16 protein-coding genes and 7 pseudogenes are annotated in these 25,492 nt (G+C 71.2%); 19 read left to right on the top strand and 4 right to left on the bottom strand.

Annotated elements, in window-relative coordinates; translation table 11 throughout:
• Nucleotides 1-717 carry an ABC transporter permease subunit gene (locus Pflav_RS37485; RefSeq protein ID WP_173041358.1) on the top strand — a complete coding sequence of 239 codons (717 nt, stop codon included), beginning with the start codon at nucleotides 1-3 and terminating at the stop codon, nucleotides 715-717.
• Between the two features lie 73 nt (nucleotides 718-790).
• On the opposite strand, the pseudogene ppc reads toward Pflav_RS37485, so the two are convergent.
• Nucleotides 791-3,603 (bottom strand): annotated as a pseudogene (ppc, locus tag Pflav_RS37490) (phosphoenolpyruvate carboxylase).
• Between the two features lie 302 nt (nucleotides 3,604-3,905).
• A complete protein-coding gene (locus tag Pflav_RS37495) occupies nucleotides 3,906-5,117 on the bottom strand; it encodes a Fic family protein (protein ID WP_173041359.1) in 1,212 nt (403 codons plus the stop codon).
• Nucleotides 5,118-5,484: 367 nt separating this feature from the next.
• On the opposite strand from Pflav_RS37495, the pseudogene mfd reads away from it, so the two are divergent.
• From mfd to Pflav_RS46710, 3 genes and pseudogenes are all read left to right on the top strand, one after another.
• A pseudogene (gene mfd, locus Pflav_RS37500) lies at nucleotides 5,485-9,105 on the top strand (transcription-repair coupling factor).
• Nucleotides 9,106-9,118: 13 nt separating this feature from the next.
• Nucleotides 9,119-9,847 carry a hypothetical protein gene (locus Pflav_RS37505; RefSeq protein WP_173041360.1) on the top strand — a complete coding sequence of 243 codons (729 nt, stop codon included), beginning with the start codon at nucleotides 9,119-9,121 and terminating at the stop codon, nucleotides 9,845-9,847.
• Nucleotides 9,848-9,860: 13 nt separating this feature from the next.
• Complete coding sequence (locus Pflav_RS46710) at nucleotides 9,861-10,826, top strand: nucleoside triphosphate pyrophosphohydrolase (protein ID WP_173041361.1); 966 nt, start codon at nucleotides 9,861-9,863, stop codon at nucleotides 10,824-10,826.
• Between the two features lie 71 nt (nucleotides 10,827-10,897).
• Here Pflav_RS46710 and Pflav_RS42980 read toward each other — a convergent pair.
• Nucleotides 10,898-11,659, bottom strand: a pseudogene (locus Pflav_RS42980) (EamA family transporter); the annotation flags it as partial.
• A gap of 68 nt (nucleotides 11,660-11,727) precedes the next feature.
• Here Pflav_RS42980 and pdxR point away from each other — a divergent pair.
• The 9 genes and pseudogenes from pdxR (at nucleotide 11,728) to Pflav_RS37555 (ending at nucleotide 20,388) form a co-directional block, all read left to right on the top strand.
• Entirely contained in the window at nucleotides 11,728-13,122 is a 1,395-nt protein-coding gene (pdxR, locus tag Pflav_RS37515; RefSeq protein WP_232072360.1) for a MocR-like pyridoxine biosynthesis transcription factor PdxR, read from the top strand.
• A complete protein-coding gene (locus tag Pflav_RS37520) occupies nucleotides 13,097-14,707 on the top strand; it encodes a DUF885 domain-containing protein (RefSeq protein ID WP_173041362.1) in 1,611 nt (536 codons plus the stop codon). Before pdxR ends, Pflav_RS37520 begins: the two co-directional genes overlap by 26 nt.
• A 34-nt stretch (nucleotides 14,708-14,741) precedes the next feature.
• Nucleotides 14,742-15,251: an RNA polymerase sigma factor gene (locus Pflav_RS37525; RefSeq protein WP_173041363.1), complete on the top strand. Its 510-nt coding sequence runs from the start codon at nucleotides 14,742-14,744 to the stop codon at nucleotides 15,249-15,251.
• 3 nt (nucleotides 15,252-15,254) lie between these two features.
• The gene (locus tag Pflav_RS37530) at nucleotides 15,255-16,307 is read left to right on the top strand and encodes a hypothetical protein (RefSeq protein WP_173041364.1); all 1,053 of its coding nucleotides are present in this window, start codon (nucleotides 15,255-15,257) and stop codon (nucleotides 16,305-16,307) included.
• Between the two features lie 141 nt (nucleotides 16,308-16,448).
• A pseudogene (eno, locus tag Pflav_RS37535) lies at nucleotides 16,449-17,731 on the top strand (phosphopyruvate hydratase).
• 92 nt (nucleotides 17,732-17,823) lie between these two features.
• Complete coding sequence (locus Pflav_RS37540; protein WP_173041365.1) at nucleotides 17,824-18,405, top strand: FtsB family cell division protein; 582 nt, start codon at nucleotides 17,824-17,826, stop codon at nucleotides 18,403-18,405.
• Nucleotides 18,363-18,896 (top strand): DUF501 domain-containing protein, encoded by a 534-nt coding sequence (locus Pflav_RS37545; protein ID WP_173041366.1) that lies wholly within the window; start codon nucleotides 18,363-18,365, stop codon nucleotides 18,894-18,896. Before Pflav_RS37540 ends, Pflav_RS37545 begins: the two co-directional genes overlap by 43 nt.
• Nucleotides 18,881-19,387, top strand: a complete 507-nt coding sequence (locus Pflav_RS37550) for an amino-acid N-acetyltransferase (RefSeq protein ID WP_173041367.1) — start codon at nucleotides 18,881-18,883, stop codon at nucleotides 19,385-19,387. The genes Pflav_RS37545 and Pflav_RS37550 overlap by 16 nt, the downstream gene beginning before the upstream one ends.
• Before the next feature lie 87 nt (nucleotides 19,388-19,474).
• Nucleotides 19,475-20,388: pseudogene (locus Pflav_RS37555) on the top strand (Ppx/GppA phosphatase family protein).
• A gap of 118 nt (nucleotides 20,389-20,506) precedes the next feature.
• Here Pflav_RS37555 and Pflav_RS37560 read toward each other — a convergent pair.
• On the bottom strand, nucleotides 20,507-20,935 hold the full coding sequence (locus tag Pflav_RS37560; RefSeq protein ID WP_173041368.1) for a hypothetical protein: 429 nt from the start codon (nucleotides 20,933-20,935) through the stop codon (nucleotides 20,507-20,509).
• A 157-nt stretch (nucleotides 20,936-21,092) separates the two neighbouring features.
• Between Pflav_RS37560 and Pflav_RS37565 the strand changes: the two genes are divergently transcribed.
• From Pflav_RS37565 to Pflav_RS37590, 6 genes and pseudogenes are all read left to right on the top strand, one after another.
• The gene (locus Pflav_RS37565) at nucleotides 21,093-21,539 is read left to right on the top strand and encodes an LppU/SCO3897 family protein (protein WP_173041369.1); all 447 of its coding nucleotides are present in this window, start codon (nucleotides 21,093-21,095) and stop codon (nucleotides 21,537-21,539) included.
• 165 nt (nucleotides 21,540-21,704) lie between these two features.
• Nucleotides 21,705-22,387: pseudogene (locus tag Pflav_RS37570) on the top strand (dienelactone hydrolase family protein).
• Between the two features lie 14 nt (nucleotides 22,388-22,401).
• Nucleotides 22,402-23,136, top strand: a complete 735-nt coding sequence (locus Pflav_RS37575; protein ID WP_173041370.1) for a uracil-DNA glycosylase — start codon at nucleotides 22,402-22,404, stop codon at nucleotides 23,134-23,136.
• 58 nt (nucleotides 23,137-23,194) lie between these two features.
• Nucleotides 23,195-23,893: a DUF4129 domain-containing protein gene (locus Pflav_RS37580; RefSeq protein WP_173041371.1), complete on the top strand. Its 699-nt coding sequence runs from the start codon at nucleotides 23,195-23,197 to the stop codon at nucleotides 23,891-23,893.
• Entirely contained in the window at nucleotides 23,890-24,486 is a 597-nt protein-coding gene (locus Pflav_RS37585; protein ID WP_173041372.1) for a hypothetical protein, read from the top strand. The genes Pflav_RS37580 and Pflav_RS37585 overlap by 4 nt, the downstream gene beginning before the upstream one ends.
• Nucleotides 24,483-25,475: pseudogene (locus tag Pflav_RS37590) on the top strand (AAA family ATPase); the annotation flags it as partial. The gene Pflav_RS37585 and the pseudogene Pflav_RS37590, both read left to right, overlap by 4 nt.
• Nucleotides 25,476-25,492: the final 17 nt, after the last annotated feature.

The raw sequence follows: 25,492 nt of genomic DNA on the forward strand, positions 1-25,492 counted from the left end.
GTGGTAACCCAGACGATCGCGTGGATCACGACCCGCGGCCTCTTCGGCCGCCGTCGGTTCCTCCTGCTCATCCCGCTGCCACTGCTGGTGGTCGGCCTGGCCATCATCAGCCGCGCCTTCGGCGTGGCCCCGGAAAACTGGGCCCAGCCGGTCCTCGTGGGGCTGGGGCTCGCCGTGGTGCTTCCGGTCATCGCCCTCATCGTGGGTACGGGCGTGCTCGGCTCGGAGATCGACGACGGCACGATCGTGCACATCCTCACCAAGCCGCTGCCCCGCTGGCAGATCGTGCTCCCCAAGCTTGTCGTGGCCACCGCGGTCACGACGGTCACGGTCTCGATCGCGCTGTACGTGGCCGGGGTGCTGGCCGACTCCGTACGCCTCGGCCTCGGCTTGGCGCTGGGCGGCCTGGTGGGTTCGCTGGCGTACTCTGCGCTGTTCCTGGCGCTGAGCCTGGTCACCCGGCGGCCGGTGCTGCTCGGTCTGGTGTACGTGCTGGTGTGGGAGGGCCTGCTGGGCAACTTCGTGTCGGGCACCCGCGTGCTGTCCGTCCAGCAGTACGTGCTGACGATCGCCGACAAGGTCGCCCCGACCGGCCTGCTCCAGTCCAAGGTCTCACTGCCGGTCGCGATCATCATGTCCGCGATCTTCGCGGTCGGCTTCACGCTCCTCGCCATCGACCGACTCCGCTCCTTCTCCGTCGCCGGCGAGACCTCGTAGCCAGCGACGCCAGCCCACCCAGCCAACGCCGCTGTCCCGCCATCCGCGGGACAGCGGCTCTCGGCCGTGCGGGTCAGCCGGTGTTGCGCATGCCGGCGGCGATGCCGTTGACCGTGGTCAGCAGTGCTCGCTCCAAAGCCGTCCCGTCGCCGGGTGCGCGCCTCGCCCCCGGTGCCGTCGCCACCGCGCGGGAGGCCGCGCCCGAGTCTCGGTACTGCTGGAGCAGTGCGACCTGTAGGTGGTGCAGCGGCTCCAGGTACGTGTCCCGGACGGCGAGCGTCCGCTCCAGCACCGGCTGCCGGTCGAGTAGCGCGGACTCCCCGGTGATGGCGAGCACCTCGCGGACCGTGCGGGCGTACTCGTCCTCGATCTTCGCGAAGATGGGGCGCAGCTCTTCCGGCACGAGGGTCTCCACGTACCGGCGGGCGATCTTCAGGTCGGTCTTGTAGAGCATCATCTCCACGTTGGACAGGAACGTCCGGAAGAACTGCCAGCTCCCGTGCATCTCGGCCAGATCCCGGCGAGCCCCGCCTCGCGGGCGGCGGCCAAGCCGGTCCCGACGCCGTACCAGCCGGGGACGATCTGGCGGGACTGGGTCCAGCCGAACACCCACGGGATCGCGCGCAGCCCACTCAGGCCGGCACCGGTGTTGGGACGCTTGGCCGGGCGGGAGCCGATGTTCAGGGCGCCGAGCAGCTCGGTGGGGGTGGAGGCCCAGAAGTACGCGGGCAGGTCCGGGTCCTCGACAAGCTCGCGGTATGCCGTGTAGGCCGCCGCCGAGGTGGTGTCCATCGCGGCGTCCCAGCGGGTCAGGGCCTGCGTGGATACGCGCGAGGTGGTGTGCAGCAGCGTCGCCTGGAGGACGGCGGCGACCGTCAGCTCCAGGTTTTCGCGGGCCAGCGCCGGGATCGTGTACTTGTCGGAGATGACCTCGCCCTGCTCGGTGACCTTGATGGAACCGTCCAGCGTGTTGTAGGGCTGGGCCAGGATCGCCTCGTGCGTGGGGCCGCCGCCGCGGCCCACGGTGCCGCCTCGGCCGTGGAAGAGGCGCAGCCGCACACCGTGGCGGGCGGCGACGTCGCGGAGCGCGCGCTGGGCACGGTGGATGGACCACTGCGAGGTGGTGATGCCGGCTTCCTTGTTGGAGTCGGAGTAGCCGAGCATGACCTCCTGCACGTCGCCGCGGGCGGCGACAAGTGCCCGGTACGCGGGCAGGGAGAGCATCTCGTCGAGCAGCTCGCCACCCGCGTCGAGCTCGGCCGGCGTCTCGAGCAGCGGCACGAGACCGATGTGGGCCTTGTGGCTGTGCACGTCGATCAGCCCGGCCTCGCGGGCCAGCACCGCCGCGGCCAGCACGTCGTCGACGCCGAGGGTCATCGAGATGATGTACGACTCGATGACCTCGGTGCCGAAACGCTGCTGCGCCTCGCGGATGGTGGTGAAGACGTCGAACGTGCGCCGCGCCGCCTCGGTGAGCGGAGTGTCCAGGCTGGACAGTGGGCGGCGGCCGGTCAGCTCGTCGGAGAGGAGTTTGGTGCGCTCGGCGCGGGAGAGCGTGTTGTAGTCGGCGACCTCGCCGATCCGCGCGTACATCTGGGCGAGCACCGTGTGGTGCGCCTCGGCGTGCTCCCGTACGTCCATTGTGGCCAGATGGAGGCCGAACGAGGCCACCGTGCGGATCACGGACGCGAGCCGCCCCACGGCCGTGAGCTGGCCGGAGTTGCGGGCGAGCGACGCGCGCAGCAGCTCGAGGTCGGCGAGGAGCTCGTCAGAGCCGCGGTAGTCGCGACCCGGCACGTGCGCAGTGCCCTGGCCCAACCGGCGCCGCGTGTTGGCCAGCTTCGCCTTGATGCAGCGGGCCTTGAGGCGGTAGGGCTCCTCAGCGTTGGTACGCCGGAAGCGCTGCGGCACCTCGGGCAGCGCGTCGAGATCCTTGGCCAGGCTGGCGGAGAGGTCGAGCGAGACGCCGCGCAGCCGGCGCGATACCGAAATCTCGTTGATCAGCGCGTCCATGGCCGCCTCGGTGGCCTGGATGCCGTGCTCGTGCTGGATCATGAGCACGTCACGGGTGACGCGCGGCGTCACGAACGGGTTGCCGTCGCGATCGCCCCCGATCCACGTGCCGAAAGTGAGTGGCCGCGATGTCGGCGCCGTCTCCACGCCCAGCGTGCGAAGCGTGTCGGTGAGGTCGTCGAGCACCTGGGGCGCCGCGTCCGAGTACAGGTCGCGCAGGTAGTAGATGGCGTTGCGGGCCTCGTCCGTGGGGTCGGGGCGGTCGAGGCGCAGCTCGTCGGTCTGCCACAGCAGGTCGATCAGCTCGGCGAGGCGGCGCTCGGTCTGCGGGGACTCGGTCGCGCCGTACAGGATCGCGGCGGCCGACTCCGCGTCGAGCTCGTCGGCGACCGCGCGGAGCTTGGAGAGGATCGAGCGGCGGGCCGCCTCGGTGGGGTGCGCCGTGAACACCGGCCGCACGGCCAGCCGCCGCGCCGCGGCCGCGATCTCGTCGGTCGGCACGCCCCGCTCGGCGATCAGCTTGGCCGCCTGGTCTAGCCACCCGCCCTGCGTGGCCCGCTGGCGCCGCAGGTCGCGGGCGCGGTGCACCTGCTCCGTGACGTTGGCCAGGTGGAAGTACGTCGAGAAGGCGCGGGCCAGCTGGGTGCCCGTCGTGACATCCATCGCGCCGAGTCGGGTGGCCGCCCGCTCCGCGTCGGTGCGGACCAGCGCCCGGATCTCCTCGACCAGGTCGAGCAGCGGTGGCCCCTCCTGGCGGGCGAGCGTCTGGCCGAGAAGGGTGCCGAGGCGGCGGATGTCCGCCCGCAGGGCCTGATTTGGGTCGCCAGCGTCCAGGCGACGGCCCGGAGAGACGTCGGGCTGCTCGGTCACCATGCGCTCCTTACGTGAGTACAAAGGACGGCGCTGTCCGACAACCTGGATGTTACCGACGCCACGTTGCCACCCGGTCAGACTGGTGAGTCATGTCTCAGAGTGCGACCACGTATGGCGGCCGCCGTAAGTAACACTTCCCAGCCTGCCGCGGCCCACACCGCCAGGTCGGAGGAAGGGTGCCAGCCTTCCCAGCACCTTGACTGGGCGAGCCCAACGACCAAGTGCGCGCGTCTTGCTCCATTTGTCCATGTATGACCCGTACCAGATGTGCTCGGCCCTCTGTGCCGGATCGACCGGCTCTGCTACTGCCAGTTGACAAGAACGGCGTATGCGTCGGGAGCGTAAAAGCGGCGGCTGGCGCTGCTGGTGGGCGTGTCGACCGGGGCCAGGACGCCAAGTTGCACCAGCTGGCCAACGAGGACGTTGGCGCGGCCGTATGATATTTCGAGGTTACTCTCGACGGCCCGGACCGTAAATGTTGAACGAGAGATCGCAAAGTCCACTAATGCGTGTGCCGTATCCGCTCTTAGGTTGGAGTGGCGGATTCGCTCCTTCATGGAGTCTTGGACATCGACCAGAGCGTTCATGCGTTCGTGGGTCGTGTTCGCGGAGGATTCCAGGCCGGTGGCAAAGAACCTAACGAAGGAGTCCCAGGCGCCTTTGGTACTGACTGCGAGCAGGTGGTCGTAGTACTCGGATCGTCGCGCCTCGAACCACGGAGACACGGCGAGTGTGGGCTCGAGGAGCACTCCCTGGGTCAGTAGGTGCGCCACGATCAGAAGGCGGCCGATCCTGCCGTTACCATCGTGGAACGGATGCAACGTCTCGAACTGGTAGTGGGCCAGTGCAGCTGCTACGACAGGGTCGATCTCTTCGAGGACTCGCTTGTCGCTCATCCAGTCGAGGAGATCCTGCAGGTTCGCCCGTAGATCCAAACCGGGTGGCGAAGGAACGAAGCGTGCCGCTTGTACCGGATGGGCGTCTGCCGGTGCGGCTTTTCGGCGACCGATTACGACCTGCTGAGTTCGTAGGGAGCCCGATTCTCCACTTTCGCTCCGGGTTCCGCGAACGAGTACCGCCTGCAGCACTTCCAGCATGCCGACATTCAATGGTCGGCCCTCTTCAATCCAGCTGAATGCGGCATCCGCCATTCGTACGTAGTTCAGGACTTCGCGGAGATCGGCGTTCGGTGGACGGTCCTCGTCCGCTGTGAGTACTTCACTTAGTGGTGCGTAAGTGCCCTCCAGTGCGGAGGTACTCTGAGCCTCTGCTTGGAGCGTCGGCCTTCTGAAGATCCGTGGATCGGGTAGTCGTCTGGCTGTGCTGTCAAGTGCGGCGAGTGCTGCGCGTGAGTCCGCGACAGCTCTGTACGTACGCGCAGACAGATCGGGTGGGACCAGAGGGAGCGGGTGCGGGATGAAAGCGGCGTGTTCCCAGGCGCCGCGGAGAGGATCTGTGCCGTTGATCCCGACGAGGTTGCCGGGAGCGTCGGGCGTGAAGATCGTCAGGTCCACGAATGTCAGCCTAACCCCCTTGTTTGACAAGCCCCGCTTGTGTGACATCGCATCCAATGGGCGAATGCGCCCAAAAGGGGTGGAATCGCTAACGTATCGCTTGATGAGGGGCCGGCTCTGATTCGAGACGACCTGGCATGTCAGTAAACGGCAAACCCCTGGACTTCGTTGCATACAACTGGCGGTTCTGTGACATGGCCGAGTGAGTGTGTCACTTAAAGAGCAACCCCATGGGACGGCGACCGGTGCCGTTGCGGCAGCGCAAACCGCGCCGCGCCGCGGCTTGTCGGAGAGCTAGGCTTGGGTGACACCCCCCGTCCGGTTCGGGCGCGGGGTCTTCGTGCGTGCCCTAATGGGGAGGCATCTCATGCTCACCGGTCTGCTGCCCGCCGCCCTCGGCGATCCGGCGCTGGCGCGCGTACGCGATCGGGCTCGGGCCGCGCGGGCGGACAGCGACGGGCTCGACCTCACCGCGCCCGCGGCGCTGCGGCCCTTCATCGTGTCGGCGGTCGCGGCCGACACCGCGACGGGCGGGGCGCGCAAGCCGGTCCTCGCCATCACCGCGACGAGCCGCGAGGCGGACGACCTGGCGTTCGCGCTGGGCAGCCTGATCCCGGCCGACGAGGTCGCGGTCTTCCACTCCTGGGAGACGCTGCCGCACGAGCGCCTATCGCCGCGTTCGGACACCGTTGGGCGGCGTCTGGCGGTGCTGCGGCGGCTGGCGCATCCGGAGGGGAGCCCGCTGCGGGTGGTGGTAGCGCCGGTCCGGTCCGTGCTCCAGCCGATGCTCAAGGGGCTGGGTGACCTGGAGCCGGTCGAGCTGCGGCCGGGCGCCGAGGCGGAGCTGGAGGACGTGGCGCGGCGGCTGACCGACATGGCGTACGCGCGCGTGGACCTGGTGACCAAGCGCGGCGAGTTCGCCGTCCGGGGCGGGATCCTCGACATCTTCCCGCCGACCGACGAGCATCCGTCGCGGGTCGAGTTCTGGGGCGACGAGGTCGAGGAGATCCGCACGTTCGCGGTCGCCGACCAGCGCACGATCGAGGCGGTCCAGCACCTGTGGGCCCCGCCCTGCCGGGAGCTGCTGCTCACCCCGCAGGTCCGGGAGAAGGCCGCCGAGCTGGCCGCGAAGCACCCGGAGCTGGAGGAGATCCTCGAAAAGCTCGCCGAGGGCATTCCCGTCGAGGGCATGGAGTCCCTCGCACCGGCGCTGCTGGACGGTACCGACAGCATGGAGCTGCTGGTCAACGTGATGCCGGCGGATACCCACGTGCTGCTCTGCGACCCGGAGCGGATCCGCACCCGGGCGCACGACCTGGTCCGTACCTCGGCGGAGTTTTTGGAGGCCAGCTGGGCCGCGGCCGCCGTCGGGGGCCAGGCCCCGTGGACCTCGGCGCCGCCGCCTTCCGGACCCTGGCCGAGGTACGCGCGGTCGCCGGCGATGTCGGCCTGCCCTGGTGGACGGTGTCGCCGTTCGGGCTGGCCGAGGCGGAGGCGCCGGCGCCCGAGGCGCAGCCGTGGGAGGAGCCGCTGCCCGAGGTCACGGTGACGCCGGACCTCAGCGACGCGATCACGGTGGCCGCCCAGGCGGTGCCGCTCTACCACGGCGAGACCGCGCGGGTGGTCGACGACCTCAAGCGGTGGTCCGGCGACGGCTGGGCGGTGGCGCTCGTCTTCGAGGGGCACGGGCCGGCCGCGCGGGCGGTCGAGGTGCTGCACGACGCCGGGGTCGGCGCCACGACTGTCGAGTCGATCGACGCGCCACCGCAGCCCGGGCAGGTGCTGGTGAGCTGCGGCGCGCTCAACCACGGCTTCCTCGACGAGATCGCGCGGTTCGCCGTGATCACCGGCAACGACATCACCGGTGGCCGCGGCGCATCCACCCGCGACATGCGCAAAATGCCCAGCCGGCGGCGTAACACGATCGACCCGCTGGAGCTGCGGGCCGGCGACTTCGTGGTGCACGAGCAGCATGGCATCGGCCGGTACATCGAGCTTGTGCAGCGCACAGTCAACGGCGCCTCCCGGAGTACCTGGTCATCGAGTACGCGGCGAGCAAGCGCGGCCAGCCCGGCGACCGCCTCTTCGTGCCGACCGACCAGCTCGACCAGCTCTCCCGGTACGTGGGCGGGGAGAACCCGGCGCTGCACAAGATGGGCGGCGCCGAGTGGCAGAAGGCGAAGGCGCGGGCCCGCAAGGCGGTACGCGAGATCGCCGCCCAGCTCATCCAGCTCTACGCCGCGCGCAAGGCGTCCAAGGGGCACGCGTTCGGGGCGGACACGCCGTGGCAGCGGGAGCTGGAGGACGCGTTCCCGTACACCGAGACGCCCGACCAGCTTGCCGCCATCGAGGAGGTCAAGCACGACATGGAGCAGCCGACCCCGATGGACCGGCTGATCTGCGGCGACGTGGGCTACGGCAAGACCGAGATCGCGGTACGCGCGGCGTTCAAGGCGGTGCAGGACGGCAAGCAGGTGGCCGTGCTCGTGCCCACCACGCTGCTCGCGCAGCAGCACTACAACACGTTCACCGACCGGATGGGTCAGTTTCCGCTGGAGATCCGGCAGCTGTCCCGCTTCCAGACGCCGCGCGAGACCGAGCAGACGCTGACCAAGGCCGCCGACGGCAGCGCGGACATCGTGATCGGTACGCACCGGCTGCTCCAGACGTCCACCCGGTTCAAGAACCTCGGCATGGTGATCGTCGACGAGGAGCAGCGCTTCGGCGTGGAGCACAAGGAGTACCTGAAGCAGCTCCGTACCGCCGTCGACGTGCTCACGATGTCGGCCACCCCGATCCCGCGCACGCTGGAGATGGCGATCACCGGCATCCGGGAGATGTCGACGATCGCCACGCCGCCGGAGGAGCGGCACCCGGTGCTGACGTTCGTCGGGGCGTACGACGACAAGCAGGTCGCCGCCGCCATCCACCGCGAGCTGCTCCGCGACGGCCAGGTCTTCTACCTGCACAACCGGGTCGAGTCGATCGACCGGGCGGCACGCCGGATCCGCGAGCTGGTACCCGAGGCGCGGGTCGCGGTGGCGCACGGGCAGATGGGCGAGGACGCGCTGGAGAAGGTGATGGTCGGCTTCTGGGAGAAGGAGTACGACGTCCTCGTCTGCACCACGATCGTCGAGTCGGGCATCGACATCCCGAACGCCAACACGCTCATCGTGGAGCGGGCCGACCTGCTCGGCCTCGCCCAGCTGCACCAGATCCGGGGCCGGGTGGGGCGTGGCCGCGAGCGGGCGTACGCGTACTTCCTGTACCCCGGGAGAAGCCGCTCACCGAGCACGCGCACGAGCGGCTGGCCACGATCGCGCAGCACACCGAGCTCGGCGCGGGCATGTACGTGGCGATGAAGGACCTCGAGATCCGGGGTGCCGGCAACCTGCTCGGCGGCGAGCAGTCCGGGCACATCGAGGGTGTGGGATTCGACCTGTACGTGCGGATGGTCGGCGAGGCGGTACAGCAGTTCAAGGGCGAGCGGCCGGCCGAGGAGGAGGTCGACGTCAAGATCGATCTGCCGGTCGACGCCCACCTGCCACACGACTACATCGGGGTCGAGCGGCTGCGCCTGGAGATGTACCGCAAGCTCGCCTCCGCCCGCACCTCGGCCGAGCTGGACGAGGCGGTCGTGGAGATGCGCGACAGGTACGGCGAGCCACCCGCGGCGGTCGCCAACCTCGTCGCGGTGGCCCGGTTCCGGCTGGTCGCCCGCTCGTACGGCCTCACCGACGTCTCGGTGCAGGGCAAGCACCTGCGCTTCGCCCCGCTGGCGCTGCCCGACTCGAAGCAGCTGCGGCTCAAGCGCTACCACCCGGACTCGGTGTACAAGCACACGGTCGAGCAAGTGAGCGTGCCCCGGCCGGCCACCCGCCGCGTCGGCGGCGAGCCACTGCGCGACCAGGCGTTGCTGGAGTGGTGCGCCCAGTTGCTCAAGGACGTGCTGGGTGACCCCGTACCTGCCGGCGTGAGCGGCACGTGAGAGAGTGTCGGCCATGAAGCGTGGTCGCCGGCTGGCATCCCTCCTCCTCGCCGCCTCGCTGGGCCTGGGCAGCCTTGTCGGCTGCCAGAGCGAAAGCGGTAAGGCCGCATTCGTGGGCGACACGACGATCTCCGAAGACCGGGTGTCCGAGGTGCTCGACGAGGTGCTGGCGAAGACTCCCACGCAGGAGCCCGAGCCGGCGGTGTCCGGCTCGCCGGCGCCCGAGGCCGAGCTGCCGGTCACCCGCCAGGAGGTCGTCGACCTGCTGGTGAGCGTGGAGCTGGCTCGGCGGGTCGTCAAGGAGAAGAACATGCCGCCGGCGAAGGAGACCACCGAGCCGGGCGAGATCGCCGATGCGCTGAAGGTCGCCGGCGACAGCGAGTACACGAAGCTGTGGGCCGAGTGGCTCGACCTCCAGACGGTCATCACCGAAAACACCCCTCGCGCCTTCCTCACAGACGAGGGGATCATGAAGGTGTACGGCGCGCTGGCCGAGGCCGGCGCGATCCAGCCGGGCCTCCCGGTGGCGCAGGTGCGGGAGCAGTTCGGCGCGGCTGTCTTTGCCGAGGCCGCGATCCTCGTGTCGACGTCGCTCGGCGCCGAGGTGGAGAAGACCGATACCAAGGTCAACCCGAAGTACGACCCGGTCAGCGCCCCGATGGCGGTCGGCACGCAGCAGGGTCCGATCTTCTACGACCTGCCGTACATCTCGTCTGACCTGGTGACCGACGTTTCCCTATGACGGCCTGGTCTCTGTGACAGCACGGCTCGTACTGCTGGTCACCTCGCCACGCCTGCCGGCCGGCCTGCTGACGGCGGAGGCCTGGGACCTGGTCCGCGCGCACCCGGTGCTCGCCGCCGCGGAGACCGAGCTGGCCGCGATCGTGCGGGCCTCGGGTGGCTCGGTCACGATCGCCAGCGGCACCGACGCGCTGCTGGCGGCCGCCGGCCCGGACGGTACGGCGGTGTGGCTGGCTGGGCCGACCGGCGACGAGGACTTCGCTCGGGAGCTGGGCCTGCGGCTGATCCGCGAGCCAGGGCGGGCCGAGCTGGAGCTGATGTACGGCTCGTGGGACCCGCCCGGCGCCCGCCTGCTCGACGCGGTCACCGTGATGGACCGGCTCATGTCGCCCGGCGGCGACCCGTGGAAGCGGCAGCAGACGCACGCGACGCTCGCGCAGTTTCTGCTGGAGGAGTGCTACGAGGCGTACGATGCGATCGAGGCAGGCGACCTACCCGCGCTCCGCGAGGAGCTTGGTGACGTACTGCTCCAGGTGGTGCTGCACGCGCGGATCGCCGAGGAGCTGCCCGAGGACGAGCGGTGGTCGGTCGACGACGTGGCTGGCGACCTGGTGGCGAAGCTGATCCGGCGCAACCCGCACGTCTTCGCCGGCGCCGCGGTCGCCGATGTCGAAGAGATCATCAAGAACTGGGAGCGGATCAAGCGGGCCGAAAAGTCCCGCGACTCGGCCATGGACGGCATCGCGCTCGCCCAGCCGGCGCTCTCGCTGGCGGCGAAGATCATGCAGCGGGCGGAGCGCGCCGGGGTGACCGTGCCGCCGCCCGCTCAGCCGTCCACTGTCGACACAGAGGAAGCACTCGGCGCGGCACTGCTGGCGACCGTGTCCGCCGCCCGTACGGGTGGGCTGGACGCCGAGGCGGCGCTGCGCCGGGCCGCGTTGTCGTACGCCGACTCGGTCCGGGCCGCCGAAGCGGGCTGAGCCGTCAGCCCCACCGCCAGCCCGAGCGCGACCACGAGCACGCCCGCGGTCTGGCCGGCGTCGGGCAGCCGGCCGGCCTGGATCGCGGCGGTGACCAGCGTCGCCACCGGCATCAGGCCGACGAACATGCCGGCCCGCTCCAAGCCCAGCCGCCGCAGCCCGCTGAACCAGGCCAGGAACGCGACCACCGTCATCAGCAGCGCCAGGTAGCCGAGCGTGGTCGCCTCCACCGCCGTGGGCACCCGCAACCGCGCCATCTCGCCGGCCGCGACGCCGCCGACCAGGAGCAGTGGTACGGCGAGCCCGCAGCTGTACGCGGCTACCCGGATCCCGCCGAGCCGGGGCAGCACCGCGGCGGCGAGCAGGGAGAAGAGCACCTCGCCCACCAGCGCGCCGAGCGCGGCGAGCACCCCGACCGCGTCGGCCTTGCCGGAGCCCTGCACCAGCGCTGTACCGCCCACGACCACCGCCGCGGCCACCACGATCCGGGCGGCCGGGCGGGCACCGCGCAGCAGCGGGGCGAGCAAGGCGAGGCCTAGCGGGGCGGCGCCGATCACCGTACCGACGACGGCCGCGTCCGCGTGCGGCAGCGCGATGAGGATGCAGGCGTTGAACCCGGCCAGCCCGGTGGCCGCCAGGACCGTGAGGATGCCCAGCTCACGGCTGGTCGGACGGATCCGGCCACGGACGAGGAGGGCGAGGATCAGGGCGGCCAGCCCGTACCGCAGGGCCTGGCCGGTGAGCGTGGGGTAGTCGAGGATCAGCTGGCTCAGCGACACCGAGCTGCCGACGATCGCCATGCCCATGACGCAGAGCAGCGCACCAACCTTCACGACTGCGACGCTATGGTGGCAGTGGACCCCGAGACAGGGCCACTTGAGCGCGACGATGGAGGACCATTTTGTGGGAGGCGTTGGTCCAGCTCGACCGCAGCCGACCCGGCCTGGCCGACCAGCTGATCAACGCGGTCCGTGACGCCATCGCCGACGGCCGCCTGGCCCCCGGCACCCGCCTCCCTTCCAGCCGCGCCCTAGCAAGAGACCTAACCCTCTCGCGCGGGGTGGTGGTGGAAGCCTACGAACAGCTGGTAGCGGAAGGCCGCCTGCTGTCCCGCCAAGGCGCCGGCACGGTGGTCGCGGGGTTGATCAGGGAGACGGTGGAGCGGCGCGCCGCCGAACCGCCCGACCAAGTCCCTGATCAGCCGAGCACGCTGCTGCGGCCGGGGGTGCCGGATTTTGGGATGTTTCCGCGAGCCGCTTGGCGGCGGGTTTACGAGCGGACGCTGGCGCTGATGGCGGATGCGGTTTTGGATTACGGGGATCCGTCTGGCGCGGTGCGGTTGCGGTCCGAGTTGGCGAGTTACCTGGGGCGGGTACGGGGTGCTCGGGTAGAGCCCGGCCACGTGGTGGTGACGACGGGGGCGGCGCAGGGGTTCGCGGTGCTGGCCGCCGCGCTACGGGCGGGCGGCGTGACCGCGATCGGATTCGAGGAGCCGGGCAGCTACGGCGTACGCGGGCACCTGGAGAGCCACGGGCTGCGGCTGGTCCCCGTACCCGTCGACGCGGACGGGCTCGACGTCGCCGCGCTCGAACGCTCCGCCGCGCCCGCGGTCTTCGTCACGCCGGCCCACCAGTTTCCGACCGGTGTGGTGCTCGCGCCGGCCCGGCGGGCGGCCCTCGTCGAGTGGGCGCGGCGCACCGGCGGGCTGATCGTCGAAGACGACTACGACGCCGAGTTTCGGTACGACCGCGACCCGGTCGGGTGCTTGCAGGGCCTCGCGCCGGACGCGGTCGCGTACATCGGCTCGGTCAGCAAGGCACTCGCACCCGCGCTGCGACTCGGCTGGCTGGCCGTACCCGAGAAATGGCGGGACGCGGTGGCCGAGCGGAAGGCGTGGGCCGACCTCGGCGGACCCGTCCTGGAGCAGCTCGCATTCGCCGAGCTGCTGGCCAGCGGCGGGTACGACCGGCACCTGCGCCGGACCCGGCTTGAGCACCGGCGGCGGCGGGATGCGCTCGTGGCGGCCCTGCGGCGGCACCTGCCCGGCCTTCGGATCTCCGGCGTCGCGGCCGGACTGCACCTTGTCCTGGAGCTGCCGGAGGGCGTGGACGACGAGGCGCTGGCCGAGCGGGCACGGGCCCTCGGGCTGGGCCCACTCCCGCTGTCCCGCATGCGTTTGGCCGGTTTCGGGCCGCCCGGTCTGGTACTCGGCTACGCCGCCAACTCACCCGGGGAGCTCGAAACCGGGGTGAAGCAGCTAGCGTCTGTGTATGGCGCAGTTCGTACCGCTCGCTGAGCGCATCGTCGACGCAGTCCTGGAAAGCAACCCGGCCCTTGCCTCCTATGTGGGCGATCACCGGTTCGACGACCGGTTGCCCGACCTGTCGACAAGTGGCGTGACCGCCCGGGTGGCGATGCTGCGCGACGCCGGCAACGCGCTCGCCGAGGTCGACGCCGATGCCCTCGACCCGTCCGAGCAGGTCGACCACGCGGTCCTGTCCGCGCTCGTCGAGCGCGGCCTTTTCGAGGCCACGGAGGTACGTGGGCACGAGTGGGACCCGCTCGAGCACAATCCTGCCGCGCTGATCTACAACCTGATCGCCCGCCCGTTCGCGCCGGTCGAGGCACGGCTGGCCAGCCTCGCCGGCCGCCTCGCCGCTGTGCCGGACGCGCTGGCCACCGCCCGCGCCACGCTGCGCGACATGCCGAGGGTGCACGTGGAGACCGCGGCTGGGCAGTTCGCCGGGGCCGCCGCGCTGGTACGCGACGAGGTGCCGGGCATGCTCGACGCGGCGCCCGGGATGCGGGCCACAGTGGAGCCTGCGGCGGCGACCGCCGTGGCCGAGCTGGACGGGTTCGCGGCGTGGCTGCGCTCCAGAGTGGACGACTCCGACCGCGATCCGCGGCTGGGCCGGCGGCTGTGGGAAGCGCGGCTGTGGCACACGCTCGACACCGAGCTGCCCGCCGCGCAGGTGCTCTCCCGGGCGCGGGCAAACCTGGAGCGGGTCACCGAGGAAATCCGCGAGGCGGCGGCCGCGTTGGTGGGCGGTCCGGCGGACGACGCGACGGTACGGCGCGCCCTCGACCAGCTCGCCGCACAGCGGCCGGACGAGGAGTCCATCGTGGACCTCGCCAAGGTGACGCTGGGCGAGGCCACCGACTTCGTCCGCGCGCACGACCTCGTCGGGCTGGTCGACGACCCGTGCGAGATCCTGCCGATGCCCGAGTTCGCGCGCGGCGTCGCCGTGGCGTACTGCGACGCGCCAGGCTTGCTGGAGACGGCCGACATCCCGACGTTCTACTGCATCGCGCCGGCGCCCGCCGACTGGCCGGCGGAGCGGGTCGAGTCGTTCTACCGCGAGTACAACGACCACATGATCCGCAACTTGACCGTGCACGAGGCCATGCCGGGCCACTTCCTCCAGCTCGCCCACGGTCGGCGCTTCCGGGGCACGACCCGGGTGCGGGCGCTCGGCATGTCCGGCCCGTTCGTGGAGGGCTGGGCCGTGTACACGGAGGAGCTGATGGCCGGCCTCGGCTTCGGCGGCCTGCCGGTCCGCCTCCAGCAGCTCAAGATGCAGCTGCGGATGAGCATCAACGCGATCCTCGACCAGCTGGTGCACTGCGAGGAGCTGTCCGAGGCGGACGGCATGGCGCTGATGACCGGGCCCGGCTTCCAGGAGGAGGGCGAGGCGGCCGGCAAGTGGCGCCGGGCCCTGCTCACCTCGACGCAGCTCTCCACGTACTTCGTCGGGTACACCGAGGTCGCCGACATCGCGGCGGCCCGCCCGGCTGGCACGTCGCTGCGCGAGTGGCACGACGCGATGCTGGCGCACGGCTCGCCCCCGCCGCGGCACCTGCGCGCACTGCTCGACATCTGAGGGAACCGAGTGGGTGCCGCCGGCGTGTATCGGCGTGAACATCCCGACGGCGACAGAGGTGACGCCGAGCGCCGACCGGCTGGCGTTCGACGAGTTCTACATTGCCCACGTTCACCGGATCTACCGGGCGCTCGCGGTCACGCTGGGCAATGACGACCTGGCCCGGGAGTCCGTCGACGAGGCGATGACGCGCGCCTACGCACACTGGCGCCGGGTTCGAGGTCTCGACTACCCGGCCGGTTGGGTGTTTCGGGTCGGCCTCAACTGGGCCACCTCGTGGCGGCGCAAGGTCGGGCGCGAGCAGGGTGTGCTTACCGAGGAGCGGCAGCCGCGTACGGCCGCGACCGACCCGGCCGCGCTCGCGGCCCGCGAGGCGCTGGCGCGGCTCCCGCTCGCCCAGCGCGCAGTGATCGTTTGCCGCGTGCTGCTCGACCTGTCCACGGTGGAGACCGCCGACGCCCTCGGGCTATCAGAAGGCACAGTCAAGAGCCGCCTCTCCCGGGGGCTGACCGCCCTGCGGCGGGCGCTCGAAGGAGAGGAGTGAGCGATGAATCTTGTCCCCGATGAGCTGGCCGAGGTGGTGCACCGCGCCGCTGGCGGCACTGCCGAGTACCCCGTCGACCTCGCTGGCATCGAGCGGCGATGGCACCGGCGCCGGCGTCGCCAGACGGTCGCGGCCGTGGCGGGTGTCACCGCGCTTGCCTTGATGGGCGTCGCCGCGGTACCCGTGATCGCCGGCCGTGCCGGGACGGACCGGACGCCTCCAGCGGCCGCGGGTCAGTCGGCTCAGCGCCTGATGTCCAATGCTTGGGTTTTGATGACGGCCGTCGAGTTCCTGCCGGACGGCACGGTCGTGCGCTGGCCCCTGGCCGACTCCAACGGCATGTACCAGGTCGCCGGCCTGCCCGACGACCGCCTCGCCGTCCTCGGTATCGACAACGTGTCGCGGAGCCAGCCGGCCACGCCCGAGCCGGTATTGACCACGCTGCGGGTGTTGTCGCGCACCGGGGCGGTCGAGCTGACCCTGCCGCTCGGCACGGGCAGCGCACGGCTCGTCACGGCGACCACCGAGACCGCCTACGTGTGGCGCCCGGAGGGGATCGTCGCCTACACCCTGGCAAGCGGGGCGCACCGCGTGCTCGTGCCCTCGGACAAGCTGGGAGCCAAGCTGGCCTCCGGGCCGGCCTCCGACGCTGATCTTCTCGGCGACCACCTGGCGATCACCGGGGTCGGCCCGGACGCCTGCGAGGTGCGGGTGTTCGACCTGCGCGGTGGGGGCTTCGCGGACCACCCGGTGACCCGGCAGACGTGCGACGGTACGGGCTCGGTCAGGATCTCGCCCGACGGGCGGCTGGCCGCGGTTACGTACCAGCCGACCTCCGGGACTCAGCGCGTCGCCGTGCTCGACCTCGCCAGCGGCGCCTTACGGGCCGACGAGCCGATCCAGGTCCTGAGCGCGGCTGGCGTGCGGGGCGGACCGGCCGGTCTGGCGTGGCTGGACGACACGCGGCTGCGCATCGCCATCGTCAAGTCGGGCGACGACCCGAACTTCTACGACCACGAGGGCACGTCCTGGCAGCAGATCGTCGAGGTCCGTTAGGCGCCGCTCCCGAGATCGCCCGCATCGGTACGAAACTGATACCGCGACGGCGAGTCGAGTTGTCGTGCTGGCTAGGCTCATCGGCGAAGCCTCGGCCGCAGTGCGGCGGCCCGTGAGAGATCTAGGCGAGGAGCGTCACAAGTGGCCACCATCGAGGGAATCGTCGCGCGGGAGATCCTCGACTCGCGCGGCAACCCCACCGTCGAAGTCGAGATCGGGCTCGACGACGGCACGATCGCCCGCGCTGCCGTACCGTCCGGCGCCTCCACCGGGGCGTTCGAGGCGGTCGAGCTGCGCGACGGCGACAGCGACCGGTACAAGGGCAAGGGCGTCGAGAAGGCCGTAGCGAACATCGAGGACCGCATCGTCCCCGAGCTGATCGGCTTCGACGCGACCGAGCAGCGCGCCATCGACCAGAAGATGCTCGATCTGGACGGTACGCCCAACAAGTCGGATCTCGGGGCAAACGCCATCCTGGGCGTCTCGCTCGCGGTGGCGAAGGCGGCGGCTGCCAGCTCTGAGCTGAGCCTCTTCCGCTACGTCGGCGGGCCGAACGCGCATGTGCTGCCGGTGCCGATGATGAACATCCTCAACGGTGGGGCGCACGCCGACTCCAACGTCGACGTGCAGGAGTTCATGGTCGCCCCGATCGGCGCGCCGACCTTCCGCGAGGCGCTGCGTACGGGTGCGGAGGTCTACCACGCGCTCAAGTCGGTGCTGAAGAAGAAGGGCCTCGCGACCGGGCTGGGCGACGAGGGTGGCTTCGCGCCCGACCTGCCCACCAACGCGGCGGCGCTGGACCTGATCGGCGAGGCCGTGCAGGCCGCCGGGCTGCGGCTGGGCACCGACATCGTGCTCGCGCTGGACGTGGCGGCGACCGAGTTCTACAAGGACGGTGCGTACGTCTTCGAGGGCTCGCCCAAGCCGACCGACGAGATGATCAATTACTACAGCAAGCTCGTGGACGCGTACCCGATCGTGTCCATCGAGGACCCGCTGGCCGAGGACGACTGGGCTGGCTGGTCGGCGTTCACGGCGGCGCTGGGCGACAAGATCCAGGTCGTCGGCGACGACCTCTTCGTGACGAACCCCGAGCGGATCGCGCGGGGATCGCGGAGAAGGCCGCCAACGCCGTGCTCGTCAAGGTCAACCAGATCGGCACGCTGACCGAGACGCTTGACGCGGTCGACCTCGCCCACCGCGCCGGCTTCAAGTGCATGATGAGCCACCGCTCCGGCGAGACCGAGGACACCACGATCGCCGACCTCGCCGTGGCCACCGGCACCGGCCAGATCAAGACCGGCGCGCCGGCCCGGTCCGACCGGGTCGCCAAGTACAACCAGCTGCTCCGCATCGAAGAGGAGCTGGACGACGCGGCGCGGTACGCCGGGGCCGCGGCCTTCCCGCGGTACCATCTGTCCTAGTTGATCTAGGGCTGCGAGCTTCGCCGCCCGGGCCCGCCGCGCGGGCCCGGCGCTGCGGCTGGATCGCGGCCCCGGATCACGGGGAGGACGTGATGACGCAGAGGCTGACGCCGGGCGGGCAGGGTCCCGCCCGGCGCCCGGGACGGCGAAGCCGGGCCGCGCCACCTCGGACCGGACGCCCGGTGGCTCGGGGCGCCGAGGTCAAGGAGAGCGCCGAGAGCGGACGCTCCGCCAATCGCCCGGCCGCCCGGCGCGCGCCGGTCCGCCGCACCAACGCGCCGCAGCCGCGCCGCTTCACCGGCCGGGCCACCGTGCTGGTGGTGGTGCTGATCGCCCTCGCGCTCGGCTACACGTATCCAGTGCGGGTCTACCTGAGCCAGCAGTCCGACATCGCGCGGATGGAGCAGGCGCAGGCGGACCAGCGCCAGCGGATCAGCGAGCTGAACGAGCAGGCGGCGCTCTGGAAAGACCCGAAATACATCGAGATCCAGGCGCGGAAGCGGTTCTACATGGTGAAGCCGGGTGAGGTACCGCTGGTGGTGCTCACCGACCCCGACGGCGCCGCGCGCGACGCGGGTGTCCCGCCGGAAGCGGGCGAGAGCCAGCCCGCCGACCCCTGGTACGACACGCTGTGGTCTTCGATCCAGGCCGCGGATGCGGAGAGCGACCGTTGACCGAACCCGCCACGCCGGCTGACCTCGATGCGGTGGCTGCCCAGCTCGGCCGCCCGCCGCGGGGCACCCGGGCTGTCGCGCACCGCTGCCCGTGCGGCCTGCCCGCGGTGGTCGAGACCCGGCCACGGCTCGCGGACGGCACGCCGTTCCCGACGCTGTACTACCTGACCTGCCCGCGCGCCACCTCGGCGTGCAGCCGCCTCGAGTCCGCCGGGCTCATGAAGGACATGGAGGCGCGGCTCGCCACCGACCCCGACCTGGCCAAGCGGTACCGGGCGGCGCACGAGGACTACCTGACCCGGCGGGAGGCGATCGAGCACGTGCCGGAGATCGAGGGCACCTCGGCCGGCGGCATGCCCGGGCGTGTGAAGTGCCTGCACGTACACATGGGGCACGCGCTGGCCGTGGGGCCGGGCGTCAACCCGTTCGGCGACGAGGTCGTCGAGGAGGTCGGCGCCTGGTGGGCGGACGGACCATGCGTGACATCGTGATCCGCCGGGCCCGCACTGCGGACGTCAGGGCCATCCGGGATCTGATCGACACGTACAGCGGGGAACGCCGCCTGCTGAGCAAGGCGACCGTGACGCTCTACGAGGACGTGCAGGAGTTCTGGGTCGCCACGCGTGGCCCGGACGGTGCCGTCGTCGGGTGTGGCGCCCTGCACGTGATGTGGGAAGACCTGGCCGAGATCCGCACCGTCGCGGTGCACCCCGACGCCCGCGGCCTGAAGATCGGCCACGGGCTCGTCGCCGAGCTGCTCGGGGTGGCCCGTGAGCTGGGGATCGCCCGGGTGTTCGTGCTGACGTTCGAGACCGGCTTCTTCGGCTCGTTCGGCTTCGTGGAGATCGACGGCGCACCTGTGCCGCCACAGGTGTACGAGCAGCTGCTCCGCTCGTACGACGAGGGCGTCGCCGAGTTCCTCGGCCTCGAACGGGTCAAGCCCAACACCCTCGGAAATAGCCGCATGCTGCTGCATCTCTAGGTCTGGCTCCCGCGGCCTCACCTTCCGCGTTCCATAAGCGTCAAACCCTGGCCGGTCCGGCCCGATAGGGTCTGAGCCATGACTAGGGTGGCGGCGATCGACTGCGGGACGAACTCGATCCGGCTCCTGGTGGCCGACCTTCCCCGGCGGGTGCGGACGGGGCGCTGACCGACGTCGTACGCCGTATGGAGATCGTCCGCCTGGGCCAGGGTGTCGACCGTACCGGCCGCCTCGCGCCCGAGGCTATCGAGCGCACGCGGGTGGCCCTCGGGTCGTACGCGGCCGAGGTCCGCTCACTCGGCGCCGAGCGGGTGCGCATGTGCGCCACCTCGGCGACCCGGGACGCCGCCAACGCCGGCGACTTCCGCGCGATGGTCGTGGACACGCTCGGCGTCGAGCCGGAGGTGGTGACCGGCGACGAGGAGGCGCGGCTCTCGTTCACCGGCGCGGTGCGTGGCCTGACCGCCGAGCCGCCGTACCTGGTGGTGGACGTGGGCGGCGGCTCGACCGAGTTCGTGGTCGGCACGTCCACTGTGGAGGGTGCGATCTCGGTCGACATCGGCTGCGTCCGGATGACCGAGCGCTACCTGCACAGCGATCCGCCCACCCCCGCCGAGATCGCCGCCGCCACCGAGGACATCACGGCCACGGTCGACCGGGCGCTGTCCGCCGTGCCAGGCCGCGAGGCGAATACCCTCGTGGGGCTGGCCGGCTCGGTGACGACGGTCGCCGCGATCGCGCTCGGCCTGCCCAAGTACCAACCGGAGCGCACCCACCACGCCCGCATCTCGTACGACGAGGTGGCCAAGGTCACCAGCGACCTGCTCGCGATGCCCACCGCCCGGCGCCTGGAGATCCCGGTGATGCACCCGGGCCGCGCGGACGTGATCGGCGCCGGCGCGCTGGTGCTGCGCGTCATCATGGAGCGCGCGGCCATGCCCGCGGTCGTCGCCAGCGAACACGACATCCTCGACGGCATCGCCTGGAGCGTGAATAGCTGATGAGGAGCACCGATGAACGCGAGCCCAGCCATCGTTCCCGCGTCCGCGAGCTCGCCGCAGAGGTCGCTCGCCGCGACGCGGAGCTTCTGGATCGGCTGAGGAGCGAGCGAGGGCGCGGTCAGCCGGTGCGGCGGAGCTCGGCACGGGACTGCTCGCGGGGCTCGGACTCGTCGCGCGACCACCACCACGCGTAGCTGATCGCCCCCGGCTGGGGCAGCCGCAGGATGATCCTGGCCACCAGCGGCCCCTCGTACGCCGTGAACTCGCCCGGCTTGGTCTGCGTGAAGCGCACCACCCCGGGCAGCTCCAGGCAGGCCACGTGCAGCTCGAGCCGGCCCGCCTCGCCGGCCACGAGCACCGTGTGCTCCACGTGTTGGAGGCCGTTGTGGTCGTTGGTCGCCTCGTAGTCGAGCGTGACCGCGCGGCCGCGGACGATCGACGCCACCGCCATCCGACCCAAGAACGGCCCGCTTTCGGGGCCGTCGCCGCGCCCACGGTAGACGCCGGTGGCGTTTGCCAAGCGCCCCAACACATCCTCGGCCTGCACGGCGACACATTAGCTTCTCACCGCAATGCCGCGCCGCACCGCGGGTACCGCGCCGTCCTCGGCCGGATAGGCAGATTGCGCGATCGGGGTGGCGGCCGGCGGGCCGGCTCGCTAGGTTGCCACCGCCGACTCACATACAGCTGGAAGAGGACCCGCCGTGACCAACCTGCCACCCTCGCTGCCGGACCAGGAAGAGGGTGCGGCGCCGGAGACCGCGCCACCCCAGGAGAAAAAGGGCGGCGCGAGCAAGCTGATCATCGGCATCGTGGGCGTGCTCGCGGTCGTGGTCCTCGCGGTCGTCGCCGTCTTCGTGGTGCGCGCCCTGGTCGCCGCGAGCGACCCGACCCAGGACGCCAAGGCCGGCGACTGCCTCTCCAACCTGCCGCAGGCCCCGGAGGGCGAGGAGATCAACGTCGAGGACGTCAAGGTGGTGACCTGCGACTCGGCCGACGCCAGGTTCGCGGTGGTGGGCCGGGTTGACGACGTCACGGCGGAGCAGGCCTCGGTCGGTGAGGTGTGCGCCGCGCACGCGGAGACGACGATGCGCTTCTATGCGATACCGGCCGGCGGCAAGGGTTACGTGCTCTGCCTGAAGCCGGCCTGATTCCCCTCTTCCCCGCGACGGCGAGGCGTACACAGCGCGACAAGGAGGTGTACGCCACGCCGCCTTCGCCTTTCCCCGCCCCGGTACGGCATGACAGGCTACGCGCACGCAAGAACGCCACTGTGCGACCAGCCAACGATGACTGACCGGCAGGAGGACGGGCCTATGGGCGAAATGGTTAGCTTTCCCAGCAATGGCGGGACCAGTGAGGGATATCTCGCTCTGCCAGCCGCCTTAAGTGCCCCAGCCGTCGTGGTGATCCAGGAGTACTGGGGGCTGGTCCCGCACATCATCTCGCTGACCGAGCGGTTCGCCGAGGCGGGGTTCGTGGCGCTGGCGCCCGACCTGTACCACGGCCAGCATGCCACGGAGCCGGACGAGGCAGGCAAGCTCCTCATGGGCCTCGCGATGGACCAGGCCGCGAAGGACATCGCCTGTGCCGGGGCGTACCTGACGCAGCGGCCGGAGACCGGCGGCAAGGTGGGCGCGGTCGGCTTCTGCGCGGGCGGCAGCCTCGCGCTGTGGTCGGCCACGATCTCCGACGAGATCGTCGCGTCAGTCGGCTTCTACCCGGTACTGCCGTGGGAGCGGATGCGTCCCGACTGGTCCGGCTACTCCGGCAAGTCGGCCGTCATCCACTGCTCCGAGGGGACGGCACCTCGGCGGCGGAGGGTGTGGGGCTGGCCCGGCGCTCGATCGAGGCGGCCGGCGGTGACTGCGTCCTGTACGACTACCCGGGCACCAAGCACGCCTTCTTCAACGACGACCGGCCCGAGGTCTTCGACCACGAGGCGGCCGCGAGCTCGTGGGCCCGCACGCTCGACTTCTTCCGCAAGAGGCTGGGCTGACCGTCATACCCCGGATGACCCGTACCCCCGATGAGGTGGCCGACCGCGCGCGGCGGTCGGCCACCCTCGCCGACCTCGACTCCGCCGTCTCCTGCTGTTTCGCCTGCCCCCGGCTGGTGAGCTGGCGCGAGGAGGTCGCCGCGACGAAGCGGGCGTCCTTCCGCGACCAGGAGTACTGGGGCCGGCCGGTGCCCGGCTACGGCCCTGGCGACGCCCGGCTCGGGATCCTCGGCCTGGCGCCGGCCGCGCACGGCGGCAACCGCACCGGGCGGATCTTCACCGGCGACCGGTCCGGCGACGTGCTCTTCGCCGCGCTGTACCGGGCCGGCCTCGCCAACCAGGCGACAAGCGTGTCCCGCGACGACGGGCTGGAGCTGCGCGACACCCGCATCTTCGCCGCGGTGCGCTGTGCGCCCCCGGACAACAAGCCCACGCCGGGCGAACGGGACACCTGCGCGCCGTGGCTGCACCGCGAGGTCGACCTGGTCAAACCCACGCTGCGGGTCGTGGTCGCGCTCGGCGCGTTCGCCTGGGCCGCGTGGTGGCCGACCATGGCCATGGTGTACGGCGTACGCCCGCCCGTGCCCCGCCCGGCCTTCGCGCATGGTGCCCGTTGGAGCGGTCCGGGTGTGCCGGCGTTGCTCGGCTGTTACCACGTCAGCCAGCAGAACACCTTTACCGGGCGGCTCACACCGGCGATGCTTGACGATGTGTTCGCCGCCGCGAAGCGCCTGGCGGGGTTGGCCTGAGGCGGGGCGGTACGGTTACAGGCACGCCCGACGATTAACGTTTCGGACATAACGCCAAATGACTCTTGGTTCGCTGCGCAGGTTGTGGCCCCTGGCCGCGGTCGTGCTGCTGCTCGCCCTCGCGACGGTCGCGGCCGCGCACTCCTCGCCGCAGATCGGGCGGGTCGACGAGCCGGCCGCCGGCATCGATGGGCCCCGGCCCCAGCTCGAAGAGGTCGAGGTCCAGACGCCGCAGACGCCGGAGGACTTCGTCGACACCGACCCGGCCGAGGTGCCCGCCTGGCTCGGCAAGGCCGCGTTGGTCCTCGGCGCCATCGTCCTCGCCGTACTCCTCGCGGTGATGATCTGGACCCTCGCCCGCGAGTTCACCCGGCGGCGCGCGGGCGGCAAGATGCCACCGCGCCAGCTCAGCCGTACCGCGAGCGCCGAGGAGGTCGTCGCCGCGCTAGACGCCGGCCTCATCGACCTCTCCGACGCCGACCTCGACCCGCGGCGCGCGGTGATCGCCTGTTGGCTGCGGCTGGAGCAGGCGGCGGCCGCGGCCGGCACGCCGCGCCAGGCCACCGACACGCCGACCGACCTGGTCAGCCGGCTGCTCGGCGAGCACAACGTGAGCCGCGACGTGCTGGCCGGGTTCGCCGACGTCTACCGCGAGGCGCGGTACGCCACGCACACGGTCGACGAGCGGATGCGCGAGCAGGCCCGCACCGCCCTCCAGCGCCTGCGCGCCGAGCTGACCGCGGGGGTTAAGCCGTGAGCGACGGGGTTACCAGCATTGACGACCTGCTGGGGCACGAGGAGGAGGCGCCACAGCGGCAGAAGCAGGCCGCGTCCGGTGGTGCCGGCTGGTGGATCCGCACGCTGCTGATCGCCGGCGGGCTCGCCGCTGTCGCGGTCTTCGGCATGCGGATGGGCGGGCTGACGCTGTCGATCCCGCTCGCGTTCGCGGGCTGCCTCGCCCTGCTCATGCTCCGCCGCGTGGTCGCGCTCGTCGCGCCGCCGCCGCTGGTCAAGTTGGGGCTGCGCCGCGTGGTCGGCGAGGAGGACGGCACCTACAACTGGACGGCCAGCCAGGACGCGCTCCGCTTGGCCGTGCACCGCTGGGAGGTGCCGCTGGGCTGGTCCCGCCGCGAAGACCTGGACCGTTACCTGCGTACAGTGCCGAAGATGCTCCGCGAGCTCGCCGACGAGCGGCTGCGGCAGCGGCACGGCCTTACCATCGCCAGCGACCCGGAAAAGGCCCGCGTGCTGCTCGGCGAGGAGCTGTGGAAGCTTTTGGTCACCCCGGTCAAGCGCCCGCCGGCCGTACACGTCATGGCGGCGGCCGCCTCCCGTCTGGAGAAGCTATGAGTGAGGATGTCCAACCGGTACCCGTCTACGAAGTGGGCCGGCTCGCGCACGCCGTGCTGGACACGGTCGGCACGGTGGTGGTGGGCAAGCGCGGGGCGTTGGAGCTCGTCCTCTCCGGCATCCTCGCCGGCGGCAACGTGCTGCTCGAAGACCTCCCGGGGCTGGGCAAGACACTGACCGCGCGCTCGTTCGCCCAGGCGCTCGGGCTCGACTTCCGGCGGCTTCAGTTCACTCCCGACCTGCTGCCCGCCGACGTCACCGGCTCGTTCCTGTACGACCAGCGCAACTCCGACTTCACCTTCCGGGCCGGGCCGGTCTTCACCAACCTGCTGCTCGCCGACGAGATCAACCGCACGCCGCCGAAGACGCAGGCCGCCCTGCTGGAGGCGATGCAGGAGAAGCAGGTCTCGGTCGAGGGTGTCACGTACCGGCTGGACGAGCCCTTCCACGTGCTGGCCACCGCCAACCCGATCGAGTACGAGGGCACGTACCCGCTGCCCGAGGCGCAGCTGGACCGCTTCCTCCTGCGGGTCTCGTTCGGCTACCCCGCCCGCGACGAGGAGTGGGACGTGCTGCGCCGCCGCATGTCCCGCCGCCGCGAGGAGGCTGAGCTCCAGGCGGTTGTCAACCCCCAGACGCTGCGCGGGATGCAGGCCGCCCTGGAGGACATCGCGGTCGAGGACTCGATCGGCCGGTACATTGTGGACCTCACCGCCGCCACCCGCGAGCACCCCTCGGTACTTGTCGGCGCATCCCCGCGTGGCTCCCTGGCGCTGCTGTTGCTTTCCCGGGCGCGGGCCGCGCTCGCCGGTCGGGACTTCGTGATCCCGGAGGACGTGAAGGAAGTAGCCGCGCCGGCCCTCGCGCACCGCATCACGCTCCGCCCGGAGATGTGGCTGCGCCGCGTCGATCCGTCCTTTGTGGTCGGTGAGGTACTGGAGAAGGTGCCGGCACCCGCCAGCGGTGCCCTGCCCACGTATGCGGCTGGCTTCGGCGGGCCCGAGTC

Origin of the sequence: Phytohabitans flavus (assembly GCF_011764545.1) — a bacterium.
Taxonomy (GTDB): Bacteria; Actinomycetota; Actinomycetes; order Mycobacteriales; family Micromonosporaceae; genus Phytohabitans; species Phytohabitans flavus.